The 19,567-nt window shown below is 69.5% G+C and carries 20 protein-coding genes; 12 read left to right on the forward strand and 8 right to left on the reverse strand.

The features are described 5' to 3' along the window. Positions 1–199: 199 nt before the first annotated feature. Positions 200–652 carry a hypothetical protein gene (locus J4709_RS03120; RefSeq protein WP_208236633.1) on the reverse strand — a complete coding sequence of 151 codons (453 nt, stop codon included), beginning with the start codon at positions 650–652 and terminating at the stop codon, positions 200–202. 141 nt (positions 653–793) lie between these two features. Continuing rightward, positions 794–1,690 carry a hypothetical protein gene (locus J4709_RS03125; protein ID WP_208236635.1) on the reverse strand — a complete coding sequence of 299 codons (897 nt, stop codon included), beginning with the start codon at positions 1,688–1,690 and terminating at the stop codon, positions 794–796. Positions 1,691–2,601: 911 nt separating this feature from the next. Here J4709_RS03125 and J4709_RS03130 point away from each other — a divergent pair. Both J4709_RS03130 and J4709_RS03135 read left to right on the forward strand, forming a co-directional pair. Beyond that, positions 2,602–2,961, forward strand: a complete 360-nt coding sequence (locus J4709_RS03130; protein ID WP_208236637.1) for a MazG nucleotide pyrophosphohydrolase domain-containing protein — start codon at positions 2,602–2,604, stop codon at positions 2,959–2,961. A gap of 492 nt (positions 2,962–3,453) precedes the next feature. Continuing rightward, a complete protein-coding gene (locus tag J4709_RS03135) occupies positions 3,454–3,672 on the forward strand; it encodes a site-specific integrase (protein ID WP_208236639.1) in 219 nt (72 codons plus the stop codon). Positions 3,673–3,727: 55 nt separating this feature from the next. On the opposite strand, the gene J4709_RS03140 is transcribed toward J4709_RS03135, so the two are convergent. Continuing rightward, the gene (locus J4709_RS03140) at positions 3,728–4,216 is read right to left on the reverse strand and encodes a GNAT family N-acetyltransferase (RefSeq protein ID WP_208236641.1); all 489 of its coding nucleotides are present in this window, start codon (positions 4,214–4,216) and stop codon (positions 3,728–3,730) included. 572 nt (positions 4,217–4,788) lie between these two features. On the opposite strand from J4709_RS03140, the gene J4709_RS03145 reads away from it, so the two are divergent. Further along, positions 4,789–5,538: a class I SAM-dependent methyltransferase gene (locus J4709_RS03145; protein ID WP_307800899.1), complete on the forward strand. Its 750-nt coding sequence runs from the start codon at positions 4,789–4,791 to the stop codon at positions 5,536–5,538. 90 nt (positions 5,539–5,628) lie between these two features. Beyond that, positions 5,629–6,306, forward strand: coding sequence for an ATP-grasp domain-containing protein (locus J4709_RS03150; RefSeq protein WP_208236645.1), 678 nt, complete (start codon positions 5,629–5,631; stop codon positions 6,304–6,306). Between the two features lie 9 nt (positions 6,307–6,315). Here the strand turns inward: J4709_RS03150 and J4709_RS03155 are convergent, their stop codons facing one another. Beyond that, on the reverse strand, positions 6,316–7,158 hold the full coding sequence (locus J4709_RS03155) for a helix-turn-helix transcriptional regulator (RefSeq protein ID WP_208236648.1): 843 nt from the start codon (positions 7,156–7,158) through the stop codon (positions 6,316–6,318). Between the two features lie 131 nt (positions 7,159–7,289). Here J4709_RS03155 and J4709_RS03160 point away from each other — a divergent pair, with 131 nt between their 5' ends. Further along, positions 7,290–8,684 carry an MFS transporter gene (locus J4709_RS03160; RefSeq protein WP_208236650.1) on the forward strand — a complete coding sequence of 465 codons (1,395 nt, stop codon included), beginning with the start codon at positions 7,290–7,292 and terminating at the stop codon, positions 8,682–8,684. Here J4709_RS03160 and J4709_RS03165 read toward each other — a convergent pair whose 3' ends face one another. Further along, positions 8,685–9,245, reverse strand: coding sequence for a TetR/AcrR family transcriptional regulator (locus J4709_RS03165; protein WP_208236652.1), 561 nt, complete (start codon positions 9,243–9,245; stop codon positions 8,685–8,687). 53 nt (positions 9,246–9,298) lie between these two features. On the opposite strand from J4709_RS03165, the gene J4709_RS03170 reads away from it, so the two are divergent. After that, complete coding sequence (locus tag J4709_RS03170; RefSeq protein WP_208236654.1) at positions 9,299–9,988, forward strand: enoyl-CoA hydratase-related protein; 690 nt, start codon at positions 9,299–9,301, stop codon at positions 9,986–9,988. Between the two features lie 6 nt (positions 9,989–9,994). Here the strand turns inward: J4709_RS03170 and J4709_RS03175 are convergent, their stop codons facing one another. Beyond that, positions 9,995–11,047 carry a PucR family transcriptional regulator gene (locus J4709_RS03175; RefSeq protein WP_208236656.1) on the reverse strand — a complete coding sequence of 351 codons (1,053 nt, stop codon included), beginning with the start codon at positions 11,045–11,047 and terminating at the stop codon, positions 9,995–9,997. 174 nt (positions 11,048–11,221) lie between these two features. Here J4709_RS03175 and J4709_RS03180 point away from each other — a divergent pair, with 174 nt between their 5' ends. Next, entirely contained in the window at positions 11,222–11,917 is a 696-nt protein-coding gene (locus J4709_RS03180) for an SDR family NAD(P)-dependent oxidoreductase (protein WP_208236658.1), read from the forward strand. Then, positions 11,917–12,663, forward strand: a complete 747-nt coding sequence (locus tag J4709_RS03185) for an SDR family NAD(P)-dependent oxidoreductase (protein WP_208236660.1) — start codon at positions 11,917–11,919, stop codon at positions 12,661–12,663. The genes J4709_RS03180 and J4709_RS03185 overlap by 1 nt, the downstream gene beginning before the upstream one ends. Positions 12,664–12,668: 5 nt before the next feature. Here the strand turns inward: J4709_RS03185 and J4709_RS03190 are convergent, their stop codons facing one another. After that, positions 12,669–14,339 carry a bis-aminopropyl spermidine synthase family protein gene (locus J4709_RS03190; RefSeq protein ID WP_208236662.1) on the reverse strand — a complete coding sequence of 557 codons (1,671 nt, stop codon included), beginning with the start codon at positions 14,337–14,339 and terminating at the stop codon, positions 12,669–12,671. A gap of 110 nt (positions 14,340–14,449) precedes the next feature. On the opposite strand from J4709_RS03190, the gene J4709_RS03195 reads away from it, so the two are divergent. Together J4709_RS03195 and J4709_RS03200 are read left to right on the forward strand one after the other, a co-directional pair. Next, positions 14,450–15,073, forward strand: a complete 624-nt coding sequence (locus J4709_RS03195; RefSeq protein WP_208236664.1) for a LysE family translocator — start codon at positions 14,450–14,452, stop codon at positions 15,071–15,073. 137 nt (positions 15,074–15,210) lie between these two features. Further along, on the forward strand, positions 15,211–15,666 hold the full coding sequence (locus tag J4709_RS03200) for a hypothetical protein (protein WP_208236666.1): 456 nt from the start codon (positions 15,211–15,213) through the stop codon (positions 15,664–15,666). Between the two features lie 277 nt (positions 15,667–15,943). Here the strand turns inward: J4709_RS03200 and J4709_RS03205 are convergent, their stop codons facing one another. After that, a complete protein-coding gene (locus tag J4709_RS03205) occupies positions 15,944–16,138 on the reverse strand; it encodes a hypothetical protein (protein ID WP_208236668.1) in 195 nt (64 codons plus the stop codon). Positions 16,139–17,061: 923 nt separating this feature from the next. On the opposite strand from J4709_RS03205, the gene J4709_RS03210 reads away from it, so the two are divergent. Then, a complete protein-coding gene (locus tag J4709_RS03210) occupies positions 17,062–18,279 on the forward strand; it encodes a S8 family serine peptidase (RefSeq protein ID WP_208236670.1) in 1,218 nt (405 codons plus the stop codon). A gap of 114 nt (positions 18,280–18,393) precedes the next feature. After that, a complete protein-coding gene (locus J4709_RS03215; protein WP_208236672.1) occupies positions 18,394–19,557 on the forward strand; it encodes a S8 family serine peptidase in 1,164 nt (387 codons plus the stop codon). Positions 19,558–19,567 lie beyond the last annotated feature (10 nt).

A 19,567-nucleotide genomic window follows, 5' to 3' on the forward strand; every position in this document is an offset into this window, starting at 1 on the left:
GCGGCCCACGAGGCGAACCGCACGCACCGCCGCCTCTGTGCCAGGCCCTCCCCTCTGATCTGGTCGTCGTCTACGGGACCAGGGTTGAGGGCTGATCGGCAGGGGGCAGCGCCAACCCGCCAGCCCAGACCATGAGGGCCCCCGCCCAAGTCCAGAACTTTTAGCTGGACCATGCGCTTATAGGCTACCAGTGAACATACTAGTCTCCCATAAGCTTAATCGGCGGAAGCTGCAGTTCACTACGAACGGTACCTAGATAGCGATCACGCGTCCACTGCACCGGCGCCCAGTCTCCGGAATAACTTTGGAGAGACTTGATAGCTTCTCCCGCCATATGGGTGGTGTCATCATTGGACACGATACGCATTACTTCCAGCTTCTCCCAAAGAAAAGAAAAATGCTCCTCGGGGACGCCGGAACTTCCGCCATCCTCAAAATGGTCATAAAGGCCATTGAAAATGTCGTCGAATTCTTTCAAGAATGCGAGATGCGCTTCATAGCGGAGACTGCGCGCCCACACTACACGTTCATGCTCCTGAGCGCGCTTTTCACGCGCTACAGCACGCCGCTCCGTCCACCACTGTCCAAGCCAACTGCCCCCAAGTGCCAGCAGGCCACCCAAGAGCGTCGAGATAAGGGAGGTCCAACTCATCGGTCTATAATGCACTATGACGCTCGCAAGTGTACATACGACACACCGAGGGCCTATGTGAAGACGGTAGGCTCATCCGCCGCTCCAGCCTACGTGGTCCTTCCTCCACGCATGTCCCGAACCTTCCGGGTCTCTCAACGATCAGCTGGAGCTTGTGGAATCTGCACTTGATGATTCCCTTTTGTCTTCGGCCTTGCCTAGCACATCAAGAACCGGAGTTTCCATCCGATTCGCGTAGATAGATTCGGCGAGCATATATTGGGCCTCACGTAGGCGCTGAAAGGCGCTCAATAGCAACACGACAGCCACCGGCAGCAATATTAGGAATACCCATGAATCCGCCGCAAGGGCGAGGAGTGCGGCAAAGGGAGTCAGTGGAACCGCAACGGCGGCCCGAAATTGAGCCTCAGCCCTAAGTCGATCATAGGCATCATAAATCTCTGATTCGCGTCCCAGCAAACGTGCGGGAACCAGCGGCAGATCATCTATAAGCTCTTGTGTTAGATAATCAACCGCTGCTTCTCGCACTTCCTGCTCAAGTCTGTATTTGGTATCCTGATCTAGGTTTTCATAAGCGTTAGCGGTAATAACTTCATGAATGACATGGTGGCCTCGGGAAGGATGTAGCATCTTCCTGCGCAATTTCGCCGAAAACTCGTCCGCATAGCCGCCACCCGCAATTGCGGAAGTCAGGTCAGCGACATGGTCCCGCCGGATGCGTCCATCTATAGCGAGGCGCAGAGTTTTTCGAACTTTGTTTTCATTCTTCAATATCCGCAAGCCGATTCTTCTTGTAACTCTAAACCTGAATAGCATTGCCGCCGTACTAGTGCGATGCCTAACTGGAAGCTTGGTCAACCAGTCAGAAATAGCGACTGAAAGAACGCCAATTACGTAGGCTGTAAACGTAACCGCGGCAATCGTCGCCGGCTTGCCGACTGACTTAGATATCTCTTGCACCTCACGCAGTAGGCCCGATGAATGTTTTGCATCCGGCAAATGACGTCCCCAAAGAAGCCAAATGACGGCAATCCACATATAGCCAGCCGCCAAGGGGGATCGAAGATCCCGTGCTCCGGGAAGCAGATTTGCTAGCATCTATACACCTGCCCATTTGTGATCATCTATCCAAACAATGCTTGCATACGGATAAGGTCGGTCTTGCTGACTAACGGCCAGATGGCCATATCCGGCCCCAGGGACGGCCATCGAACTGGCACTGGGCGCCGAGACCGGTACCTGCTATCCGTCGAACTGGTGACCACGGTGGTTGGTTCGGGAACGTGGGAGAGAGTCAGGGAGGGAGCGGAGTCTGTCTGCCACGCGGGGTGTTCCATTTACGTCCAGATGAACCCAGCGTGCGGGCATCCTTCCTGGTCAACGGCCTGACCGGTGCTGGTCTCCGGAGCCGTGTGCGCAGGTTCGAATCCTGCAGGGGGCACCCAGAAACGATCAGCAGAAACCCGTTACGACCTGAGAAAACAGGCCGGACGGGTTTTTCCGCTTGTGCAGCCCTGTGCAACCGGCTCTAGTGCATCAAGCAGACGGACGGCGAAGGGCTCAGCCGTGCACTCACTGATTTCGGTTCTGTCCACCCAGGCGACGTCGCCGACCTCTTTCGTGGGGTGCGGATCACCACTGACCAGCAGGCAGCGGAAACGAGGGACGCCACCCCAAGCTTCATGTTCTTGTAGACGCAAGTCAGAGTCTCGGGCTCGGCCCTTGCCGCTTGATGGCGAGCACGCGTCCGTCCGTCATAGGTCCTGTCGCCAGCTGCAGGTGAGCCGCCATTAGAGGGCCGCAAGGACGTTGACGCATGCCTCGACCGCCTGGACGGGCCTGGCCTCGGCCGCGCCGCTCGCGGGCGGGCGGGGGCACGCGCGTCACAGCCCTCGCCCGTGATGGCCGGCCGCTGTCACGCCACCGGACTTCAGAAGGGACCACCTCTCGTGCCTCACCCTGACGCTCGACCCGCCGGCGAAACGGTACCGGCCGACCTGACCGGCCTCGCCGCCGTGGTCGCCGAGAACATCCGGCGGCACTTCCCGGCCGAGGAGGAGCGGCACCGCCAGGTCCTCGCGCTCGCCGAGGAGGTCGGCGAGTTCGTCGGCGCCTACCGCCGCTGGGCCGGGATGGCCCGCCGCACCGGCGACTTCAGCGACGTCCGGGAGGAGCTGGCAGACGTCGTCATCACCGCCTACGTCACCGCGCACGTCCTGGACATCGACCTGGAGACTGCCTGGCGCGCCAAGGCCCGGCACATCCTGTCCCGCGGCTGGCGAGACCAGCCGGACGGAAACACGTCATAAGGTCCGGCTGATGGGTCTGCCGGACGAGGCAGCGAGCGCTCCGAAGTCATCCAGGCCGCCCGCCGTGGGGAGGGCTTCGGCATCACCGTCCATTTCCACGCTCGCGGATCCGGCGGTCTTGCGCGACGTCCTGGACGCGTGCGCGACCAACCTCGACGGCACCCCGTCCGCGCCGGCCTACCTGAGCCGCCGGCGACGCGTGCTGTCCAACGTCCTGAAATACGCCGTCGTTCAGAAGCGGCCGGCCGCCAACCCGCTCAACGATCCCGACCTTCGATGGGGCCGCGGCCGCCGCGAAGTCCGCGTGGTGCCCATCCCACCGGAGCTGGCCGTCCTGCTTCGCGAGCACATCCGCCGGTTCGGCGTCTCGCGCCGGACGGCCGGCTCTTCCGCTCCGTCAGCGGCGGGATCATCCATCCCTCGACGTACTGGCGCGTCTGGCACCGCGCCCGCGCGATCGGCCTGGGTCCTGACGAGCAGAAGTCACCGGTCTTGGGCCGCCCATACGACCTCCGCCACGGCGGCGTGTCCTGGCGCCTCTACGCAGGCGTCCCGGCCCCGCAGGTAGCCGAGTGGGCGGGCCACAGCCTCGAAGTACTGCAGAAGATCTACGCCAAGGTCGTCGCCGGCTTCGACGACGTCTGGTTCCAGCGCATGGACGACGTCCTGGACGGCCACCCCGGCTCCACCAACGGGGGAGACAACTCATGACCGCCCAACGGTTCGTCGAGTCGCGCCCTCGTGGGCGACAGCCGTCCGCCCCGAACTACTCCAAATGCTTGCGCATCAGCGTGCACACCGTCTCGTACCGGGTGGTGGTTCCGTCCGGCCCCTCCACCTCCCACGAGTCGGGCGCGCTCCCGTAGGCGACGTACCCGAGCCGCTCATACAACGCCCGGGCCCGCGGGTTGCTCTCTTCGACGCCCAACTCAGCGCGATCCAAGCCGCGGGCACGGATCCGCTGCTCGGCAGCCTGAATCAGAATGGTGCCGATCCCGCACGACTGCAGCGCCGCGTGAACGGCCAACTGCCAGAGGGTCCCCGCACCGGGCTTCTCGGCGTAGTCCACTCCGCCGACCGCCACCGGCAGACCGGACGGCGGGCAGACGGCGAGGTAGTCCACCTCGCCACGCGCGGCCCGATCCAGAGCCTTGGCCATGCTCACCAGGTGCGCGGCCGACCCGGACCAAGCGCAGGAGGGAAGATCCTCGTGGATCAGGTCGCGGACGGTCAGCGACACCGTGATGTCGGCCATGAGCCCTACCTTTCGCTCTCCGGTGTTCCCGCGGTGGCGGGGCCGGCTAACGCTAACGCCGGACGTCTTCACGCCGCGATCGAGTTCGTGGAGCACCAACTCTCAGCGCGGCGCCAGGACCAACCGTGAAACAAATCGACACCAGGGGCAGTGTTCCTACTGGTCAGGGCCTTGCTCGCGCAACCTCTCCGGTGCCATGTGCGCAGGTTCGAATCCTGCAGGGGGTGCCTCAAAACGATCAGCCACAACAAAGGCCGGCCGGAACAAAGCAGCCCGCCAAGCGGGGAAGATCGGGACCGTGCGACGTCACCCGAACTGGACCTTAGCCACCGCCGTACTGAGCCGCATCATTCCGGGCGCGACCGGCTTCACGCCCGACCAGACGCCGGTGTCGGCGGACGAGGTCGTTATTCGTGGGAGTTTCGGTTGAGTTTTGATCTCGGCGTGTGGTCGGACATGGGTGTTGTGATGCCGATTTCTTGGTCACGGGCCGAGGAGGTGGCTCCGTACGTCGTTGGGTTGGAGGGCAGATTTCAGTGTTGGTTGGTTGGGCGGGTGATGGTGGGGTGCCTGTGAACTTTGGCCCTACGGCCCATGACTACGCCAGGTATCGGACGGAGTTCCCGCCTGAGTTGTTCGACAGGCTGGCCGGTTCGGGGATCGGTCTGGCCGGCCAGCGGGTCGTTGACGTGGGGACCGGGACGGGGGTGCTGGCGCGCGGCTTCGCTGCGGCCGGTTGCACGGTGGTCGGGGTCGACGTTGCGCCTGAGCTGCTCGCCGAGGCGGAGCGGGGCGGTGGGGGCGAGAGGGTGTCGTACCGGTGTGCGCCCGGAGAGGACACCGGGTTGCCCAGCGGGGTGTGGGACGTGGTCAGCGCGGGACAGTGCTGGCATTGGCTCGACCGGGCGCGTGCCGCTGCTGAAGCCCGTCGCCTGCTCGTTGCCGGGGGTGCGCTGGTCATCTGCTACCGCGACTTTTCCACCGAGCCCGGGAGCGTTGGTGGTGTCAGTCTCGAGTTGGCCGTGGCCTACAACTCGGATTGGCCGGAGGTCGGAGGGCTGGCCGAGAACCCGCAGTGGGGTGACGAACTTGCCGCGGCCGGGTTCGGTGATCTGCAGGGCTTTGGTTTTGACGTTGTCGTGCCGTTCACTCATGAGGCGTGGCGGGGACGCATGCGCAGCTCCAGCGGGATTGGCGCCACACTGACGGCGGAGCAGATCAGCGCTTTTGATGATGAGTTGGCCCGGCTGCTGAGCGAGTGGTTTCCTGAGGAGATTCTGCAGGTTCCGCATCGCATTCAGGTGCTTTCCGGGAGGCGTTGAGGCCGGGTGGGTACGCGTCGAGCATTTCTGGTTCCGCCGCGCGCGACCATGACCGGTCGGCTGCTGGCAGAGGCGGCCGCGGGGCGTGGGATGGACGTGCGCACGTTGTCGGGGCATCCGATCCCGGCTGAACTGAAAGGGCGCGCTCACCTGTATGGCGGGGAGCGTTTCGCCGAGGCGGTGGCGTCCGTGTTGGACGTGGTTTTGTTGGACCCGCCTCTCGATCTCCTTGTGGCGCTGCCTGATTACTTCACCGGTAGGCGCGTCGAGCTGATCACTCTGGAAGAGGCTCGGCGGCATGCCGAGCCGCGCTTCGTCAAGCCGGCCAGTGGGAAGGCGTTTCCGGCCAAGGTACGTCCGGACGGCTTGAGTCTGCCGTCGCATCTGCCTGACGGGTTTCTGGTGCTGTCCGCTGAGCCGGTCGTGTTCGCTGAGGAGTATCGGCTCCACATTCTGGACGGCGAGGTGCGTGCCGCTAGCCGCTACGCCGTTTTCGGGACGCTGGACAGCGCGCCGCTGCCGCCGATGCATGCCGCGTTGGGCTTTGGTGCTGAGGTGGTGGACCATCTGGCGGGCAGGCTGCCGAGTGCTGTGGTGGTCGACGTGGGGATCATTGCGGGCAGTGATCGGTTCGCCGTTGTTGAGAGTAATGAGGCCTGGTTCAGCAACGCCTATGCCTCGGACGTTGAGCGCGTCCTGGACGTCGTCCTGCGGGCGGCTGGGCCCGCGCACGAAATGCGGAGCAAGGATCGACCATTCGCGCGGTGACGGCCTCTTTCAGGCGGGGGTGGTGGTTAGGGAGAGGAGGATCATCGTGTCGTGGTCGGGGGTACCGGGGTCGGCCTGGTAGACGGAGATGCGCTGGCGGTCGGCGTCCAGGTGGAGGACCTCGAAGTCGAGGGTGAGGGTGCCGACGCGGGGGTGGTGGAAGGTCTTGCGGTCGCCGCGGCGGGCCTGGACGTCGTGGCGCTGCCAGATCCGTGCGAACTCGGGGCTCGCGGCGGTGAGCTCGTCGATCAGCGCGGTGAGGGCCGGGTCGTGGGGGTCGGTGGCGGTGAGGCTGCGGAGCTGGGCGGCGCTGGTGGCGGCGGCCTTGTCCCAGTCGTCAAGGACGTCGTGTGCGGCGGGGTGCAGGAACACGTAGCGGATGGTGTTGCGCCGCTCGGGCGGCCATTCGTCCATGCCCGCGAACAGGGCGAGGCCCTCGGGGTTGGCGGCGAGCATGTCGCTGGTCCGGCTGAGCACGTAGGCGGGGCAGGGGCGGAGCCGCTCCAGGAGGCGGAGCACCCCGGTCCGGACGACGGGCGGATCCGGGACGGGGGACGGCGGGACGCGTCCGGCGGCCTGGTTGGCGAGTGCGAGCAGGTGGTCCTGCTCCTCGGCGTCCAGCCGTAGCGCGCGGGCGAGCGCGTCGAGGACGGCGGGTCCGGGGTTGGTCTCTTTTCCCTGCTCAAGGCGGATGTAGTAGTCGATGCTCACGCCGGCCAGCGCGGCGATCTCCTCGCGCCGCAGGCCGGGGGTGCGGCGCAGTCCGGGGCCGGTGGGCAGGCCCACGTCGGTGGGGTTCAGCCGGGCGCGGCGCGCGCGCAGGTAGTCGCCGAGCGCGCTGTTGGAGGGCACGGGTTCAGTGTGCCAGCGGCCGGTTCCGTGTGGGTGGCCGTGTCACTGCCAGGAACGTCGCCACCTTCAACGCGGGCGCTTACGGGAGCACCTTGGACGCATCAGGCGGATCGGTCGTGTGGGAGAACGTCATGGGCAGTGCGCAGGTCACCGCACCGCGGACGCGGCGTGAGCCGGTGCCGGGGTTCGGGGCGCGGTTCGTCGCGGCGGTGTCGCTGGGGTCGGTGCTGAATCCGATCAACTCGTCGATCATCGCGGTGGCGCTGGTGGCGATCGGGCACGCGTTCGGTGCCGGGACCGATCGGACGACCTGGCTCGTGTCGGCGCTGTACCTGGCCACCGCCGTCGGGCAGCCGACCATGGGACGGCTCGCGGACCGTCTCGGTGCCCGCCGCGTGTACCTCGCCGGCACGGTGCTGGTCGGCGCCGGCGGGCCGCTGGGTTTTCTCGGCTGGTCGCTGCCCGCCCTGGTCGCGGCCCGGGTGGTCATCGGGCTGGGCACTTCGGCGGCGTATCCGGCGGCGATGGCGATGGTGCGCCGGCGGGCGCAGCGGCTGGGGACCGACGCCCCCGGCGGGGTCCTCAGCGCGCTGGCGATCGCCGGGCAGGTCAGCATGGCGGTCGGGCCGCCGCTCGGCGGGCTGCTGATCGCCACGGGCGGCTGGCGGACGACGTTCCTGGTGAACGTCCCGCTGGCGGTCGCCGGTGCGGCGGCCGCGCTGGCCTGGCTGCCCAAGGACGAGCCGCGCGACGCCGGTGTCTCGTTGCGGCGGGCTCTCGATCCGTGCGGCGTCCTGCTGTTCACCGCGGCGCTCACGGCGTTGCTGGTGTTCCTGATGAGGCTCGCTGATCCTCGCTGGTGGCTGCTCGTTGTGGCGGTGGCTCTGCTCGGCGCGCTCACCGCCTGGGAGCTCCGGGTCGACGCGCCGTTCATCGATCTGCGGATGCTGGCGCACAACCGCACCCTGACCAGCACTTATGTCCGGTACGGGGTCACGATGCTGGTGACCTACTGCTTCGTCTACGGCTGGACGATGTGGCTGGAGCAGGGCACCGGACGGTCGGCGTCCGAGTCCGGGCTGCTGATGCTGCCGTCGTTCGCGGTGGCCACCGCGGTCTCGGCGTTCGCGGCGCGGCGCCGGGTCTGGCCGGCCCTGGTCGCCGGGACGGCGGCGCTCACCGTCGGCTGCGGCACCCTCTTGCTGCTCGACCACGTGACGCCGCTGTGGGCGCTGTCGGCGGTCAGTGTCGTGTTCGGCGTGCAGAACGGCCTCAACATCGTCACCAACCAGGCCGCCATGTACGCCCAGGCCCCCGCCGAGCAGACGGGCGCCGCCGCGGGGCTGCTGCGCACCTTCATGTACCTCGGCGCGATCGCGTCGGCGAGCCTGATCGGTTTCGCCTACGGCGCCCGTGCCACCGACGCGGGACTCCACCGGCTCGCCGCGATCCTCACCGTCGCGTCGCTGATCCTGCTGGTCACGACGGTGTTCGACCGGACCTTGCGGGCCGTCGGACCGCGGTGATCAACGCTGGCGGATCGTCCGGGCGACGATGTCGGCGGTCACCCGCAACGGGCCGGTGTCGTGGCCGGTGCGGCTCAGGATGAGGGCTCCCTCGAACGCGGCGAACACGTAGGTCGCCAGGTCGTCCGGCGATTCGAGCCCTTCGGCGGCGAACCGCCGTGCCGTCGCGGCGCGCCAGCCGGCGAACACGTCGGCGCACGCGTGGCGCAGCGGTTCGCTGGTGGTGGCCGCCTCCAGCGCGACGGTGGCGATCGGGCAGCCGTCGGCCCATCCCGACTTCTCCAGGGCTTCGGCGCTCAGCCGGAACATGTCCCGGACGGCCTCGTCCGAGGCTCCGGCCCGCTCGTACACCAGGTCGAAAAGGCGCAGGTAGCGCCCGCCGGAATGCTCGACCGTCTCGATGCCCAGCTGTTCCTTGCCGCGCGGGAAGAAGTGGTAGAGCGACCCCCACGGCGCTCCCGCCTCCGCCGTGATCTGCTTCAGCCCGGTCGCCGCGTACCCCTGCTCCCGGAACAGCTGCGCCGCGGCCTCGAGCAGGCGCGCCCGCGTGTCGGAACCCATGGCGGAAGCCTAGCCCTTGCACTCGCTAGATCGATCTATCTAGTATCCGCGGCATGATCCGCACCGGACGCCACGGCGACATCCACCTGATCACCCTCGACCGTCCCGGCCGCCGCAACGCCGTCGACGGCCCCATGGCCGAGGCGCTCGCCGAGGCCGTCGCAGCCGCCGAACGCGACGACGAGGTCCGCGCCATCGTCCTCACCGGCGCCGGCGGCACCTTCTGCGCCGGCAACGACCTCAAGGCCATGGCCGCGGGCGAGTTCCCCGTCCCGACCGCGGACGGCCCGCCGCCCATGCAGGTCACCCGCACGCCTCCGGCCAAGCCGGTGGTCGCCGCCATCGAGGGCTACTGCTTCGGCGGCGGGTTCGAGCTCGCGCTCTGGGCCGACCTGCGCGTCGCCTCCACGACCGCCGAGTTCGGCACGCTCAACCTGGCGCAGGGCCTGCCCTGCCTGGACGCGGCGACCGTGCGCCTCCCCCGGCTCGTCGGCCAGGGACGGGCGCTCGACATCCTGCTGACCGCCCGCCGCGTCCCCGCGGACGAGGCCCTCTCCTACGGCCTCATCAACCGGCTGGTCGAGCCCGGCCGGGCGCTGGAGGAGGCGCTGGAGCTGGCCGGGGCGGTGGCGCGGCCGCCGGTCGAGGCGCGCAACGCCGCCCGCCGCTCCGTCCTGGAGCAGTGGACCCTGCCGGAGGACGAGGCGGCCGCGAACGAGGCCCGCCTGGCCCTCGCCCCCTGACGAGCGTCAGCGGGCGGTCCAGACGGCGATGGCCAGGGCGGCGCGGTCCTCGAAATCGAGGGGGTCGCGGCCCGTCAGCGCCTCGATCCGCGACAGCCGGTGCCGCAGCGTGCTCGGGTGCAGCGACAGCGCCCGGGCCGTGGGACCGACCGCGCCGCCCCGGTCGACGAAGGCGCGCAGCGTCTCGACGAGCCGGCCGCCGTGCGCCTCGTCGTAGTCGGCGAGCGGGCGGGCGATCTGCTCGGCGAACGGGGCGAGGTGGTGCGGTTCGAGCCGGCCGAGCAGGGCCCGGAACGTGGCGAGGCCCGCGGCGTGCACGACGCCGCCGGTGCGGCGCGCGGCCTCCAGCGCGGCGCGCGCCTCCGCCAGCGAGCGCGGCAGCGACCCGAGCGGGCCGGGGGTGCCGATGCCGGCCACGTCCGTCCCGGCGTACTCGTCCCCGGTGATCACGAGCGCGACGTCGTCGTCCAGGCCGAGGACGCCGGGGGCGTCGGCGCCGTCCGGGGCCTCGGCGGCCGGCATCGCGACCGCGACCAGCATGTCCGGGTCGAGCCCCGCCTCCTCGACCTGCGGGCGCAGCGCCTCCGGGGGCAGCAGGCCCTGCTGGACGTCGCGCAGCAGCCGGCCGGTCTCCTCCCGCTCGTCCCACTCCTCGCGGGTCGAGGCGAGGCGCTCGGCGAACCACTCGGTGAAGCCGACGAACGCGACCCCGGCCGGGACCTCGACCAGCGGCAGCCCCAGCCGGTCGCAGTGCCGGCGCAGCGCCTCCGGGACGGTCTCGCAGACGTCGCCGACCCCGTAGGCGATCGCGCCGCCGCGGCCCGCCTTGACCGCCGCGGCGAACGCGGCGCACGCGTCCGGGTCGCGCAGCGACGCCCCGACCGTCAGGACGACCTCGTGCCCGCGCAGGTAGGGGGCCGGGTCGAGCAGTTCGGTCGAGTGCGCCGAGCGGATCGGCCGGTCCAGCCCGTCGGCGCCCGCGACCAGCCGCAGCCGGAAGCGCGGGACCTCCAGGAGGTGCCGGACGGTGAGGCGCGGCATCGCGGGATCGCTGGTCACACCGTCACCTTCTCACCCCGCCCCGGCGGGGCGGGCGGGGCGGGCTCCGCGTTTCGGCGCGGGCCCCGGGAAGCCCCGCGTCCGGCAGTGCATTTGGCCAAGAAACGGCCATGACCCTTGCCACCTGCGCTAATGCCGGGTTTGCCTGGGTGTTCGGGGAGATGGGGAGTGCGCATGCGCGAACGAGTCGCGCTCGTGACCGGGGCGGCCGGCGGGATCGGCGGCGCGATGGTGCGCGAGCTGGCGGGACGCGGCTGGACGACGGCCGCGCTCGACCTGCGCCCGGCCCCGGACGCCGCCTACTCGGTCGGGGTGGACGTCGCCGACCCCGTCCAGGTCACCGCCGTCGTCCGCCGGATCGAGCGGGAGATGGGCCCGATCGAGGCGGCGCTGTGCGCGGCGGGGCACTACGCGCTCGTCCCGGTGTCCGACATCGCCTGGGAGGACTGGATCCGGATGCTGCGGGTGCACCTCGGCGGGCTGGTGAACGTGTGCCGGGCGGTGACGCCGGGCATGGCGGAGCGCGGGCACGGCGCCGTGATCGGCGTCGCGTCCGACCTCGCGCTGGCGGGCGGCGACGCGGAGGCGCACTACGCGGCGGCGAAGGGCGCGGTGATCGGGCTCGTCCGGTCGCTGGCGGCGGAGCTCGCGCCGGCCGGGGTGCGGGTGAACGCGGTCGCCCCGGGGCCGACCGACACGCCGCTGCTGCCGCCCGACTCGCCGTGGCGCCGGCCCGCGTTCGTCCAGGCCCTGCCGACGGGACGGCTCGCGACCGCGGAGGAGATCGCGCTCGCCGCCGCCTACCTGGTGGAGGACGGGACGTTCTGCGCCGGCGAGGTCCTGTCGCCCAACGCCGGGGCGGTGATCTGATGGCGCTCGCGCTGATCACAGGCGCCGGCGGCGGCCTCGGCGCGGCGGTCGCGCGGCGGCTGGCGTCGTGCGGGCACCTCGTCGCGCTCAACGACCGTCCGGACCGGCCCGTCGGCGAGCTCGCCGCGGAGCTGGACGGGATCGCCGCGCCCGCCGACGTGTCCGACCCCGGCGCCGTCCGCGAGATGGTCGAGCACGTCGAACGCCGCACCGGCGACCACATCGGGATCCTCGTCGCGAACGCCGCGTACTCGACACTGTCCCCGTTCGCCGAGCACGACCTCGACGACTGGTGGCGGATCGTCGACGTCAACCTCGGCGGGACGTTCGCGTGCGCGCAGGCCGTCATGCCGGGGATGGTGGAGCGCGGCGGCGGCCGGATGGTCCTGGTGTCCTCCGAATGGGGGGTGACCGGGCGGCCGGACGCGACGGCGCACTCGGCGTCCAAGGCGGGGATCATCGCGCTCGCCAAGTCGCTCGGCCGCGAGCTGGCGCCGCTCGGCATCGCCGTCAACGCGATCGCGCCGAGCCTGATCGACACGCGGCGGCTGGAGGTGGACGCGGCGGCCGCGGGCGTGACCGGCGAGGAGGTCCGCGCCCGCTACGCGGCGCGGGTGCCGCTCGGCCGGATCGCCGTGCCGGAGGAGATCGCGGCGGCCATCGCGTTCCTGGCCGACGACCGGCTGCCCGCCCTCGTCGGCCAGATCCTGCACGTCAACGGCGGGACGACCCGCACCCGCGCCTGATCCGGTCAGTCCGGAAGGGCCTCGACGGACCGCCTGACCTGCTCTTCGAGGACGGCCAGCAGGTGCGCCGGCAGGTCGATCGGCGACCGTTCCAGCAGGCCGGGACGGTCGGCGACCGATGCGATGGCCCCGCGGCTCTCGGCCTTGGTGAGCGTCCGGCCGTCCGACTTCCGCAGCGCGATGAGGCCCTCGCGCCACGCGTTGCCGACCTTGCCGTGTGCGCGCGCGTAGATGTACCCGAGGACGCGCTCGGTTGCGTCCTCAGGCTGTTCGTTCCGTTCCGCCAAGACGAGCGCCATGCCGGACGACGGGGTACTGCGCAGCATCCGCTCGACCCGGTATCCGGGGCCGACGAGCCGGCGGAACTCCCGCTGACCTTCGGCGTCCCGCAGGAATGGCAGGTCGTTGCGGCAGACGAGGCCGACGCGGGGCGCGTTCGCGGCCAGCAGCGCCCGGACGGCCGACGCCCCGAACCCCGGATACAGGTTGACCAGCACCGTGCCGTGGCCCTGGAGGTTGCGCGGGAGCGGGGCCGCGATGAACTCGCGCAGCGGCACGCGGCGGTTCCCGGCCTTCGCGGGCCAGCCGTCCCCGACCAGCAGCGGCTTCTCCGCCCCGGCGAGCTCGATGACGCGCGCGGCCGCCGCCTCGTCCAGGGCGCCGGTGCCCGCCTCCACCGACTGCGCGCCGTGCGTGTACATCGCGGTACGCGGGTCGTCGGCGGCGGCGCGGACGGCCCCCGCGGTCCGCTTCGTCGGACGCAGCACGTACAGCGCGGCCGCGCTCCCGATCGCCTGCGCGCCGACATAACGATTGAAGCCCGGCAGCATCGCCTCATAAGCCAGATGCAGCGGATTCAGCGCCTTCTGGACGGCGAGCCCCAGCGCCGGCTGCTGCTCCCCGTACCCGTACGCGAGCAGCACCCGCCCGTTGCGGTGATCACCGAGCCCCTCCAGCCCCCGCGCGACGAACAGCGCTACGCCGTCCGGCGTGTACGGCGGATCGGTGAACACCACCTGGCACGACTCGCGCAGCGCCGCCGGAAGGCCCAGCCGCAGGTCCGCGGCATGGCAGCGGACGTCCCACCCCCGCCGCGACGCCTCCCCGTCGATGAACTCCAGCAGCCGCTCGTCGATGTCGGCCACGCTCACCCGCAGACCCTCCGCACCACCCGCGACGAACAGGCCGAGCGACGTCAGGTCATGATCACCGACGCACAGCACGTGCGCGCCGCGCAGATCGAACCCGTCCAGCATGAACCGCGCCCGCTTCAGCACCGTCTCCGCCGTCGCGGGCACATGGTCCAGCGCCTGCACGGGCGGTGGCGCCGCACCGACCAGCGCGTCCATCACCTCGATCGACGCGGGATCGCGGCGGACCCGCTCCGCCCACGGATCCGCGATCTCCACCGGCCCACCGAAGTCGTACTCGCCGGCATGCCGCTTCGCGATCCGCCGCCCGTCCCCGTCCGCCTCCAGATGCGGTTCGAGCGCCCGGAACACCGCCTCGACCGTCCGCCGCGACGTACCCGTCCGCGCCACCGCCTCCTCGACCGTGAGGAACCCGCCGCCCGTGAGCAGCCGCCCGATCCGGTCGATGCGCCTGCCGTCGATCCCGAACCCGGCCCGCAGCTCGCGGAACGCGTCCGGCGCCGAACGCGGCGAGTCATCAGTCATATGCTGGCCTGATCCGTTCCGACGGGGACGAGTTACGGACCGATCCTATTCGCGGCGCCGCCCCGGAATATCGCATGCACCCCGCACGACCTGCGTGGCACGATCCCGCCATGCCCCTCGACCAGCACCTGCTCACCGCCTTCCTGCTGACCTCGCTCATCGCGATGATCGTCCCCGGCCCGGACATGCTCTTCGTCCTCGGCTGCGGCATGCGCGGCGGCCCCCGCGCCGGACTCCTCGCCACCGCCGGCGTCGCGACCAGCGAGGCCGTCCACGTCGCCGTCGCCGCCGCGGGCCTCACCGCGCTGTTCGCCGCCGTCCCGATCGCGTTCACGACCGTCCGGCTCATCGGCGCCGCCTACCTCGTGTTCCTGGGCGTCCAGACGATCCGCCACCGCAACGACCCCGACGACGCCCCCACCGCCCCGCCCTCGAACCGCCGCGCCTACTTCAACGGCCTGGCGACCAACCTGCTGAACCCGAAAATGGTCACCTTCACCATCGCGTTCCTCCCCCAGTTCATCGATCCGGAAATGGGCCGTGTCTGGCTCCAGTTCGCCTTCCTCGGCACCATCCTCATCGCCCTCGAATTCCTCGTGGACGGCACCGTCGGCGTCCTCGCCGGCCGGATAGGCGAATGGCTCGGCCGCCGCCGCACCGCCCGCCGCCGCCTCGACGTCGCGACCGGCTCCCTCTTCATCGGCCTCGGCCTGCGCCTCGCCGCCCGGCCCTGACCGCCGCGTCCAAGATCCGGATGCCCGAATAAGATCACGCAGCCCCTCCGAATTTCCCGATCCCTGACACCCGGTCAAGCCATATGCCAGAGTCGTCCCGTGTCCGGGGGGACGGGAGCCGAAGGGGGAAACGAGACATGCCGCCTGTGGATCCGAGGTCGGTCCCGCCCGGGGCCTACGGCAACTGGCCCGGCCTCAACCAGACCGGCGCACTCCGCGTCGACCGCGCCCGCCTCCGAGCCATAGCCAAACGCCTCGAATCCGACCTGGAAGAACTCCTCGACGCCACCAACGACCTCCAGCACGCGGCCGGAACGGACCTCAAGGCTTACGGCACCTGGGACGCCGCGCAGGCGCTCGTTCCCAGCATCACAAGAGGGCGCGCGGTCCTGACCGACCAGCACAGTGCCTTTCTCACCGAGGCGTTGAACACCATCAAGTTGCTCCGCCGCACCGCACAGTCATACGACGACGTCGAAGCCGAACTCGAACGACGCGTCAGGACCATCACAAGGCAACTCGACGCCGCTCCGACCACGCCCTCGACCCCTGCCTCCGGCTCACCGCGTCCCGGCCCCGGGTCGTTGGAATAACGGAGGTCCAGATGACGAACGAGTACACATACCCGATGCGCTACGGCGCTCCGGCCGGGTCGCCGAGCCAATACGACCTGGCGAGCATCGTCCGCTATCTGAAGTCCAGTGACCCCGACGCGGTCACGAGTGCCGGGCAGGCCTACCTCAGGCTCGCCAAAGCCTACGAGCGGATCACCTCGAAGCTCGCTCAAGCCGGCCACGACCTGAACGATGCCTGGACCGGAACGGATGCTTCCGCCGCCCAGGAACAGATGCGGGACCTCTGGGCGTCGAGTCACACGATCAGTGCCGCGGCCCGGGACTTCGGTACAGCCGTGGAGCGCCACGGCTCCGAGTATCTGGCCTGGTACCGGATCAGCATGCCGCAGCCGAAGGACGACGCTGAGGCACGGGCCTGGATGCAGGGCGCGAACGAGCGCATCACCGAGACGTGGAGCGCGATCCCACCGAGCATCTCGACGCCGTTCAAGACGAGCAACATCGAACACGGTGGTCTCATCGGCACAACCCCGCCAGGTGGACCAGGCGGACCGGGTGTCCCAGGCGGCGTTGGGGGGCCAGGTGGATCCGGCGTTCCCGGCGGCCCTGGCCACTCCACCGGCGGATCGGGAGGAAGCGGCTCTCCCGGGTCCCTAGTCCCCGCCCCGAGCGCGGGTGGCCTGGGCCCCGGTGGCCCTGCTGGCCCCCTCGACCCCACGGCGCCGCCAGGGCAACATCATCCCGGTCAGCCGGGCAGCCTCACCCCGATCTCGCCGGACGGCGGTCATCACGCGAATCAGGGCACAGATCTCTCAGGCGTGCCCCCTCGTGGGACGACCGGCCCGGGCAATGGAAGCCCAGCCTTCCCCGTCGCCCCCGACGCGCCGTCCTCCCCTCCAGCCTTGCCGGGTTCCGGGTCCCTACCACCCGGTTCGGGCTTGGCGCCTCCGCTGCCAGGCGGGACGCCTTTCGGTGGCCGCCCTGGGAGCGTCGGCCTTCCCGGCGGTGCCGCTATAGGTTTGCCCAACGGTGGGTTTGGTTCCAAGAACAATGGCTCAGCCGGCATCGGCGGCCTGAACGGAAGCGGCGCGGACGAGGGTGGGCGTATCCGCAACGGTGTGATCGGCCGAGGCCGAATCGGGCCCGCCGGCCCCGGGCAGGCGGGGGCCCTCGAAGAGGCGGCCGCTGCGCGTTCGGGGCCCATGGCGATGGGCCCGATGACCGGCGCCGCCGGTTCCGGGCAGGGGGACCGAGAGCGTCACCGCCAATCCTGGGCGGAGGAGGACCCGGACCTGTGGAACGACGATGTTGAGGTGGCCCCAGGCGTTCTCGGCGCTGCACCCAAGCGGCCGGTCGAAGGCGGGGGCCGGACATCGTGAAGAGCGGACGATTCCGGAGCCACGACAGATTCACATGGGACCGCAGGTGACGGCTTGTTACCGCGCCGTCGCCGCCCTGGCGGCGGCGGCTCTGGTCCTGGTCACCGCGCCGCCCGCCTCCGCGGAACTTCGGCCGCGGAATGATGAGTGGTGGTTCTCCGCCTGGAACGTCCAGAAGGCCGTGTGGCCGCTGTCGAGGGGCGCAGGCACCACCGTCGCACTCTTGGACACCGGAGTGGACGCGCGTATCCCCGAACTGTCCGGTGCCGTTCTCAAGGGGGCGGACACGGCCGGCGGCAAGACCGACGGCCGCAAGGACCTGGACGCCTACGAAGACGGCCACGGCACTTCGATGGCCGTCATGATCGCAGGCCAGGGCGGCGGGAACAGCGGCTACGTCGGGATCGCCCCGGAGGCCAAGATCCTTCCCGTGAACGTGATGACCAAGAACGTCGTGGGGTCCGATATAGACCCCACGGACGCCGTCGCCAACGGGATCCGCTTCGCCGTCGACCGCGGCGCCAAGGTGATCAACCTCTCCTTCGGAGGTGGATCGGCCGAGATTCCGCATCAATGCCCAAAAAAACTGCTCGACACCACGGCATATGCCATCGACCATGACGTCGTCCTCGTTTCCAGCTCTGGAAACGACGGAAAAACCATAAACTCGCCGGAGGCCCCCGGGTCCTGCCCGGGGGTCGTCGCGGTCGGCGGGATCGATTCCAACCTTCGTACCTGGGAACGTACCCAGCGGCAGCCCTACGTCGCCGTCGCGGCCCCCGCAACCGGTTCGGTGGTCGTCGGCCGAGACGACAAGGTCTACGCGGATGCGGAGGGGACCAGCGGGGCGGCGGCGTTGGTTTCTGGGGCGGTGGCGTTAATCCGTGCACATAACCCGAACATGTCCGCGCGGACGGTGGTCCAGCGGCTCCTCGCCACGGCGCTCCCCGTTAACAAGCCCATCCCTGACCAGGCAACTGGATACGGGGCCATCCGCATCGCCCACGCCATGGACACCGCAAAGTACCCCGTCCCAGCCAATGCCCCCAACCCCGTCTACAACAGGTTCGACCAATTGCGGGGGGCGGCTCACAAAGTAAATGCCGCCCCGGCGACTGAAGCCCGCAAGTCGACCAGCGGCCCCTCCCCCGTCATCTACGCCGCCGTCGCAGGGCTGGCTGTGCTCCTAGCCGGCGGTCTCGTCTTCCTTTGGCTCCGGGCCCGCCGTCCACGCCGCCCTTCTCCTCTCTAGGGATCCGGCAAGCAGCCGATGAGCGAGGAGACTGAACACCAGGCAAGGCGATCAGCCCATCACACGAACCGCGTGCGGGCTCTTCACCGTGCAGGCGTCGTGGGAGTGACGGCGATGCTGCTCGTGACCACCGCATCGCCCGCCTTGGCGGGACTCCAGCCGCGTAAGGACGAGTGGTGGTTCTCCGCCTGGGATGTCCAGCACTCGGTCTGGCCGTTGTCGAAGGGGGCGGGCGCCACGGTCGCCCTTCTCGACACGGGCGTCGACGCACGCATCCCGGAACTGTCCGGCAACGTGCTCAAGGGCACCGACACGGCCGGCGCCAACACCGACGGCCGTAAGGACCTGGACACGAAGCTGGACGGCCACGGCACTTCGATGGCAGTCATGATCGCGGGCCGGGGCGGCGGGAACAGCGGCTACGTCGGGATCGCCCCGGAGGCCAAGATCCTTCCGGTGAGCGTGATGGTCGATGACGTGTGGCGATCCGACATGGACGTCACGGACGCCGTCACCAACGGGATCCGTTTCGCCGTCGACAAGGGCGCCAAAGTCGTCAACATGTCGATCGGCGCCGGATCGGTCAGCATTCCCCACCAGTGCCCGAAGAAGCTCCTCGACACCATCGCGTACGCGATCGAGCACGACGTCGTGGTCGTTGCCAGTGCGGGCAACAACGGTTCGACGATCAATTCCCCCGAAGCCCCTGGATCGTGCCCCGGTGTGGTCGCCGTGGGCGGCATCAACTCCGACCTGCGCCCCTGGGAGAAGACTCAGCGCCAGCCCTACGTCGCCGTCGCGGCCCCCGCGTCCGGGTCGGTGTTCGTCGGGAGAAACGACAAGGTCTTCACCGGTGCCGAGGGGACCAGCGCATCGGCGGCGTTGGTTTCGGGGGCGGTGGCGTTGGTCCGGGCGCACAACCCGAGCATGTCCGGGCGGACGGTCGTTCAGCGGCTTCTTGCCACGGCGCTGCCGATCAACAAACCCGTCCCTGACAAGGCCACCGGATACGGGGCCATTCGCATCGCCCGCGCCATGGACCCCGCCAAGTACCCGGTGCCGGCCGACGCCCCCAACCCCGTCTACGACAGGTTCGACCAGTTGCAGGGGGCGGCCCACAAAGTGAATGCCGCCCCGGCGAATGAAGCCCGCAAGTCGGCCAGCGGCCCCTCCCCCGTCATTTACGTCGCCGTCGTGGGACTGGCTGTGGTTCTGCTCGGTGGGCTTGGCTTTCTCTGGCTTCGTGGGCGGCGCCTTCGTCGCCCGTCCACGCTCTAGTCGGCGTTCC

It is taken from the genome of Actinomadura violacea (genome assembly GCF_017573465.1).
GTDB classification, from domain to species: domain Bacteria; phylum Actinomycetota; class Actinomycetes; order Streptosporangiales; family Streptosporangiaceae; genus Spirillospora; species Spirillospora violacea.

What these genes read in the sequence shown, in the direction of transcription:
- J4709_RS03215 (WP_208236672.1), top strand. Translation starts at nt 18,394, where the DNA reads ATGCTGCTCGTGACCACCGCATCGCCCGCCTTGGCGGGACTCCAGCCG.
- J4709_RS03210 (WP_208236670.1), top strand. Translation starts at nt 17,062, where the DNA reads ATGGGACCGCAGGTGACGGCTTGTTACCGCGCCGTCGCCGCCCTGGCG.
- J4709_RS03190 (WP_208236662.1), bottom strand. Translation starts at nt 14,339, where the DNA reads ATGACTGATGACTCGCCGCGTTCGGCGCCGGACGCGTTCCGCGAGCTG.
- J4709_RS03120 (WP_208236633.1), bottom strand. Translation starts at nt 652, where the DNA reads ATGAGTTGGACCTCCCTTATCTCGACGCTCTTGGGTGGCCTGCTGGCA.
- J4709_RS03165 (WP_208236652.1), bottom strand. Translation starts at nt 9,245, where the DNA reads ATGGGTTCCGACACGCGGGCGCGCCTGCTCGAGGCCGCGGCGCAGCTG.
- J4709_RS03140 (WP_208236641.1), bottom strand. Translation starts at nt 4,216, where the DNA reads ATGGCCGACATCACGGTGTCGCTGACCGTCCGCGACCTGATCCACGAG.
- J4709_RS03125 (WP_208236635.1), bottom strand. Translation starts at nt 1,690, where the DNA reads ATGTGGATTGCCGTCATTTGGCTTCTTTGGGGACGTCATTTGCCGGAT.
- J4709_RS03150 (WP_208236645.1), top strand. Translation starts at nt 5,629, where the DNA reads ATGGACGTGCGCACGTTGTCGGGGCATCCGATCCCGGCTGAACTGAAA.
- J4709_RS03180 (WP_208236658.1), top strand. Translation starts at nt 11,222, where the DNA reads ATGCGCGAACGAGTCGCGCTCGTGACCGGGGCGGCCGGCGGGATCGGC.
- J4709_RS03200 (WP_208236666.1), top strand. Translation starts at nt 15,211, where the DNA reads ATGCCGCCTGTGGATCCGAGGTCGGTCCCGCCCGGGGCCTACGGCAAC.
- J4709_RS03185 (WP_208236660.1), top strand. Translation starts at nt 11,917, where the DNA reads ATGGCGCTCGCGCTGATCACAGGCGCCGGCGGCGGCCTCGGCGCGGCG.
- J4709_RS03195 (WP_208236664.1), top strand. Translation starts at nt 14,450, where the DNA reads ATGCCCCTCGACCAGCACCTGCTCACCGCCTTCCTGCTGACCTCGCTC.
- J4709_RS03160 (WP_208236650.1), top strand. Translation starts at nt 7,290, where the DNA reads ATGGGCAGTGCGCAGGTCACCGCACCGCGGACGCGGCGTGAGCCGGTG.
- J4709_RS03170 (WP_208236654.1), top strand. Translation starts at nt 9,299, where the DNA reads ATGATCCGCACCGGACGCCACGGCGACATCCACCTGATCACCCTCGAC.